The organism is Flavobacterium sp. (genome assembly GCF_035760125.1).
Lineage (GTDB): Bacteria > Bacteroidota > Bacteroidia > Flavobacteriales > Flavobacteriaceae > Flavobacterium.
This window is the reverse complement of record NZ_DASTTN010000494.1, coordinates 1-7,055: the sequence shown is the minus strand read 5'-3', so window position 1 is coordinate 7,055 and position 7,055 is coordinate 1. Positions and strand designations below refer to the sequence as shown.

Sequence of the window (7,055 nt, the reverse complement as noted above, 5' to 3'; positions counted from 1 at the left end):
TAAAAAAAATTTTTTTTTACTAAAACGTTTTAGTATGTTTGCTTTGAATTATTAATAGTTTGACTTTTAACGATTAGGATTTACTATAATTATTTTGCAAGCATTTTAATCGTTAGGCAGGATAATCCTAAAAGTGGAGCTAAAGAACGAGGCTTTTTTTTGAAAAAAAAACTAAATCGATTTAGTAAATATATTTAAGCTTGTCTAAAGTTCATATTGCATAATTAAAACAAAACATCAAATGAGTTCAAGACGTAATTTTTTAAAGAATACAGCTTTGTTGGCTGGAGCGACAACAATGCCTATTGTAAATGTATTTGCTGAAGAACCTTTGGAAAAAACAGTTAGTATACCTCCCGTTAAATTACCTTATAAAAATACATATATAAAAAACATTTTTGTAACTGAAAATGAATTCCGAAATGCCAAACCAAAAATTACAGAATCACCAGGTTTTGAAAAAGCAAAGGGAATTTTACCTATTCCTCATTGGAAAGGAAATGAGGATGCAATTAATATGTATTGGAAAACTTGGGAAATTGCTTTTAAAAACATTAAGAATCCTTCAGAAGAATCCGGTTTTATAACTTCCTATATAGATACCGCATACAATGGAAATATTTTTATGTGGGATTCAAATTTCATCACTCTTTTTGCCCGATATGGATCTCGAGCTTACCCGTTTCAAAATACACTTGATAATTTTTATGGGAAACAGCATCCCGATGGTTTTATATGTCGCGAAATTTGGGGAACGAACGGAGAAGATTGTTTTCATAGATACGACCCAACAAGCACAGGTCCAAACTTAATTCCATGGAGTGAGATGGAATATTTTAAGCAGTTTGGTGATTTAGAAAGATTGCATAAAATTTTCCCAGTATTATGTGCTTATTATCAATGGCTTAAATTAAATAGGACTTGGCAAGATAAATCATATTGGTCGAGTGGTTGGGGAACAGGAATGGATAATATGCCACGCGTTCCAAAAGAATACAACCCCATATTCTCACACGGACATATGACATGGCTTGACACTTGTTTGCAACAACTATTCATAGGTAAATTACTTGTTGATTTTGGGTTTTATACTGAAAGATGGCAAGAAATTGAAGATATTGAGGACGAGACAACTTCTCTCAAAAAAATAGTTAAAGAAAAGTTGTGGGATCCTAAATCAAACTTTTTCTATGATAGATATGCTGATGGTAGTTTAGGAACTTTAAAAAGTATTGGGGCGTATTGGGGATTATGGTCAGATATACTTACTAAAGAAGAATTAAATTCATTTGTAAATCACCTATCTGACAAAGAAACATTCTATAGAAAACATCCTGTACCGTCAATCCCGGCAAATCATGAAAAATATCAAGCTGACGGCAGATATTGGCAAGGAGGAGTTTGGGCTCCAACAAATTATATGGTAATCAAAGGTCTTTTGAATAATGGATTTTACAAACAGTCTTTTGACCTTGCGATGAAACATCACGAACAAGTAAAAGAAGTTTTTAAAAAAACCAATACTTTCTGGGAATATTATGCACCAGAAACTACTGATCCAGGACTATTGGCAAGACCCGATTTTATTGGGTGGACTGGACTAGTTCCCGTTTCAATATTGTTTGAATGTATTTTTGGAATTAATGTAAATTTTGTTAATAAAACTATTGATTGGCATGTTAATCTTACCCAAGAACACGGTATAGATCGATATCCAATTGGAACTTCTGATATGTTGTCTTTCAAATGTTTAGATAGGATATCTTCAAAACAACATCCTTCGATAATTATAGATTCTACAGTTGATTTAAAATTAAATTTAAGTTGGGACGGAGGGAATAAAACAATAATCATTAAGCCTGGGAAAAATAAAATATCATAAATCTTAAAATTTTTTACTTAATCTATTTATAAGATGTTTAAAATAAATTAAAAAAACTAAATCATTTCAAAAAGAAACTGCCTATGAAATAAATAAAATTAAAACCAAAACTAAGAATTAAATAAAAAAAATTAACACGAAACAAAATCAAAATGTTCAAAAAAATAAAAATTGATTTCTTTATTAATACCAAATTATTTATGGTATTAAGTATGTTTATCTTTCTTTTTTCTAATGTTGCATTTGCACAAGAACAGAAAGTAACGGGAGTAGTTATAGACTCAAAAAACATCCCTATACCCGGAGTAAATGTTCTTCTTAAGTCCACGGGAGCAGGTGCAATCACGGATGCTGATGGTAAATTTACTATCAAAGTAGAAGATAAAAATTCAGAACTTGAATTTTCTTCTGTTGGTTATAAAACTATGTCACAAAAGGTGGGAAATTCATCAACATTAGAAATAGTATTGAAAGAAGGATCACAAGACTTGGATGAAGTAGTAGTTGTTGGTTATTCTACTCAAAAGAAGAAAGACTTGACAGGAGCGGTTTCTTCTGTTAAAATGGACGATATTAAAGATCTATCTACGTCAGGAATTGCTAGTGCCATTCAGGGACGTGCTACGGGTGTAACCGTTTTACAAAGTAGTGGAAGTCCTGGTTCTCCAGCTGCGGTGCGTATTCGTGGAATTGGAACGTTCGGAAACAGCGAACCATTATACATTATTGATGGAATGCCAGCCGATAATATGAATGACCTTAATCCAAACGATATTGAACGAATGGACATTCTTAAAGACGCAGCTTCTGCAGCTATTTACGGTTCGAGAGCGGCTAATGGAGTGGTAATTATACAAACAAAAAAAGGATCAAATAAAGAAAAAACTAGCATTTCTTTTAATACTTATTTAGGGTTAGCATCTCCTACAAATAAGATAGATGTATTAAATGCAGAGCAAAGAAATATGATCCATTCTGAAGCATTTACCAATGATGGATTAGCTATTCCAGCTTATTATTCTTCGGATTATGCTAAAGTAACCAGAACAAACTGGCAGGATGAAATATTTACTGATTCAGCTGTTCAAAAAAATTATGATTTAGGTGTTTCTGGAGCTTCCAATAGAGCTAGATATAATATTGCCTTTGGTAATTTAGATCAAGAGGGAATCTTAAAAGGTACAGGGTATGATAAAACTACCCTTCGTTTGAATACAGATATTGATATTATTGAAAACTTGAAGTTTGGAGAAAACTTGATGCTTACAAGTTCTGAACAAACAACAGTACCAGATACTGGAGATGGAGGAGCAATTGCATCTGCATTACGATATGATCCTTCTGTACCAGTTTATGATCCAGCAACTGGAGGATATAGTGGTAGTGGAGAATTAGGTACCGATTTAAAAAATCCCGTTTCTATTGTTGAAAGAGCTGATCAAAAAACAAGAAGAAAAAGAATTTTTGGAGATATGTATCTTGAATACAAATTTTTGAACGATTTCACAGTTAAAACTGATTTTGGATACGATTGGAGCAGAAATGATGATAAGAATTTTTACTCTAGAGTACCAGAAGCTGGAAGAGCCACTGATAATAATGAATTATACGAAGCTTATCTAGAAAGTACTCGAAAGATGAATACTACAACTTTGAAATATGACAAAAGCATTGGAGATCATCATTTTATGGCTTTAGGAGGAACTTCGTATGAAGTTTATAACGAATTGAATGGAGAAACTAGCGTAGGTGGATTTATATCCGAAGATCCATCTCAAAGATACGTCAGTGCAGCTACTGAGGTGAGATATCTTCATGGAGGAAGAACAGAATGGGCATTACAATCTTACTTTGCTAGAGTAAATTATGACTTTTTAGGAAAATATCTATTTTCTGTAAGTTACAGAGCGGATGGTTCATCTAAATTTGCAAAAGACAATCGTTGGGGTTATTTCCCTTCAGTATCTGCAGGTTGGAGAATTTCTGATGAGTCTTTCTTTGATGGGTTGAAGGATCAAGTTCAAAGTCTTAAACTTAGAGCAAGTTATGGTTCATTAGGAAATCAAAATATTTTCAGTAATTATCCAACAAAAGCTTTATTGTCTGATACACGATATAAAGCAGTTTATGGGTTAGATGAAAGTTTAAATTACGGCAGATATGAATCTAATATTCCAAACCCAGATTTAAAATGGGAAGTAACAACTCAATCCGATTTGGGTATGGATTTGACTTTTCTTAAACATTTCGATTTAGTTTTTGATTATTTCGTAAAAGAATCATCAGATATTTTACTTCAAGTACCTATTACTTCAGTTTCAGGAGTTAAAGAAAATCCTTGGAGAAATGCTGCGGATGTTACAAACAAGGGGTATGAAGTATCTCTTAGTTACAATACCAAAATAAATGGTATTGGAATTAGAGCATATGGAAACTTAAGTCAGGTAAAAAATGAAGTAACTTCCTTAGGAGATGGATCTACAAGTGCAATTTATTCCGATACCTATAACGGACAAGCAATTACACGTACTACAGTAGGAGAGCCAATTTCTCACTATTTTGGGTATAAAACAGCTGGAATCTTCAAGAGCCAAGCAGAGATAGACAACTATAAAAACAGTGCAGGAGAAAAATTGCAATCAAATGCTCAAGTTGGTGATGTGAAATTCGTAGATTATAACGGAGATGGTGCAATTGGTGGAGACGATAGAACTAATATTGGGGATGGTTTCCCAGATGTTTCTTATGGTTTTGGTGCTGATTTGGATTATAAAGGTTTTGATTTATCATTATTCTTCCAAGGCGTTGCAGGATTTGATATTTTTAATGCTGTTAAGTATCAAGGAATGAACGTAAATCCGAAATACAATCAATTTTCAGAAATTTTAGACCGTTATCATCCAGTAAATAACCCGAACGGAAATGGACCTAGAGTTTCTACGATAGATGAAAATGGAAATAAACAGTTTTCAGATTTGTATGTTGAAGAGGGAGATTATTTAAGGCTTAAAAATATTACTTTGGGTTACTCTTTTAATAAGGAGTTGTTGAAAAAAGTAAAATTGGAAAAATTGAGATTATATGTAAATCTTCAAAATTATTTAACTTTTTCAAAATACAATGGATTTGATCCTGAAGTAGGAGGTCATTCAGGCGTTGATTACGCTCAATTTCCACAGCCTAAGACCTTTTTGATGGGGTTAAATATTAACTTATAAAATTTTAAATGATGAAAATATATAAATTTTTAGTATTACTTTTTATTGTTGCCTCGTGTGATCTAGAAAGGGAACCTTATGGACTTGCGGGTTCATTCAAAACTGAAGCGGATATTAAATTAGCATTGAACGCTGTATATGATCCTTACTATGAAGAAGAAGGTTTTGGAGAAGGTTGGTTGTTTTTTAGTGCAGCCAGCGATGATATGATTGTAAGAAGTACCGGTGAGGATGAAACGAAAGCAGTAATGAATTTCGCTACTCCTACTAATAACTCTTGGACTAATTCAGACAACTGGAAGTATTTCTACCGTTCTATAAGAAGAGCCAATGACGTTATTAAATATACGCCGGATATTGACATGAGCGATAGTTCCCGTAATAAAATTATGGGAGAGGCAAATTTCTTGGCTGGTTTTGATTATTTCTTTTTGGCAAAAAGATATGGAGGTTTACCATTTTATGACAATACCAAGCCATCGGAGATTAATCCACCTCGTCAAACTAAATTAGAGACTTACAAGAGGATAGAAGCTTATCTTTTGAAATCTATCGAATATTTTGAAAAAGAAAATCTTTGGAAAAGATCTGACGAAGATTGGGGAAGACCTAATCTAGGAGCAGCTTACGGTTTATTAGCTAAAGTATATGCACACTGGGGTAAATTTGCAGAATGTAAAGCTATGGCTGAAAAAGTTATTAATTCAGGTCAATATACACTTGATGTTAATAATGGAAATGGCTTTAAAGATTTATTTTCTATAGCAGGCGAGAAAAATAATGAGGTACTTTTCAATTTATCTAATAAACCGGTGGATCATCAAGGTACAATAACTTCAGTAGTACTTTTGTCAGGTAGTTTATCTGGAGGTACTGGATGGTATTACTTTGGAGCTACAAAAAATTTATCAGATGCTTTTGAAGCTGGTGACTTACGCAGAGAAGTAACTGTTAGAGGAGCTGGTGAAGAGTTGATTGTATTAGGTAAACCTACTGTTCTTACAGCAGCTGATATTGATGATATGGGGACTGGTTTTATGGGCACAAAATATTATCAGCCGTATGAAGACTTACCTACATTTTATTGGGAAGCAGGTAAAGATATACCATTATTGAGATATTCTGATATTTTGCTTTTGCATGCAGAGGCAATAATGCAGTTGGCTGGAGCGGGGCCTACTAATGCTTCTGCACCTGTAGCAGCTGCAGCTATTTCTTTCAATAAAGTTAGAACACGTGCAGGCCTTGCCCCGATTGCAGCCCCTACCTTTACGAACTTGGTACACGAGCGTCGTTGCGAATTGGCTTATGAAGATGATCGTCATTTTGACCTTGTACGTTGGGGAATGGCTCAATCAGTATATGCAGCAGTTACCACAGCAAGTGATCCAAGAGGTCCTAGAACTTTTACACCAGGAAAAGATGAAGCTTTCCCTATTCCTCAAGTAGAAATAGATAACTCTAATGGTGTTTTGATTAATAATCCAAGTCCTGGATATTCAACATTTTAGGAAAAAAACAAAAGGCTGTTTGAAATTTTAAACGGCCTTTGTTTAAATTTTTTCCTTAGCCTTTGAAAAATATCGAGAACTAACAGTACTTCTAATAGTTCTCGATATTTTTATATATAATCATATTCATATTTGATGTTTTAACCATTCTTTGATGAAAAAAATCCCTTTAAAGTCTATCAGTTTGTTTTTGATTTTGTATGTTTTTTTTAATGGACAACAGCAGTTGACAGCTCAGCCGATTAAAAAAAATACCACTAATTATGCCAAAAAAGACGTTGCGAAAATTGTGGATTACATTCACAAAACATTCAAAGATGATTACACTTCTTTGCCTAGTAAGCAAACATTAGATTGGCAAAAAGCTTGCGTTGCAATGATGTATGTTCATGCTTATGAAGTGCTTGGAGATGTAAAATACCTTAAATGGGCAGAAGAAGCTGT

Annotated in this window: 4 protein-coding genes; all 4 read left to right on the top strand. The window is 33.5% G+C overall.

The annotated features are described in order from the left end of the window. Positions 1-241 precede the first annotated feature (241 nt). Positions 242-1,882, top strand: a complete 1,641-nt coding sequence (locus VFS71_RS17585; protein ID WP_326402915.1) for an MGH1-like glycoside hydrolase domain-containing protein — start codon at positions 242-244, stop codon at positions 1,880-1,882. A gap of 152 nt (positions 1,883-2,034) precedes the next feature. Then, positions 2,035-5,100 carry a TonB-dependent receptor gene (locus tag VFS71_RS17580; protein ID WP_326402914.1) on the top strand — a complete coding sequence of 1,022 codons (3,066 nt, stop codon included), beginning with the start codon at positions 2,035-2,037 and terminating at the stop codon, positions 5,098-5,100. 11 nt (positions 5,101-5,111) lie between these two features. Continuing rightward, positions 5,112-6,611 (top strand): RagB/SusD family nutrient uptake outer membrane protein, encoded by a 1,500-nt coding sequence (locus tag VFS71_RS17575; RefSeq protein WP_326402913.1) that lies wholly within the window; start codon positions 5,112-5,114, stop codon positions 6,609-6,611. Between the two features lie 154 nt (positions 6,612-6,765). Further along, the coding region (locus tag VFS71_RS17570) for a hypothetical protein (protein WP_326402912.1) at positions 6,766-7,055 on the top strand (290 nt) is incomplete at its 3' end.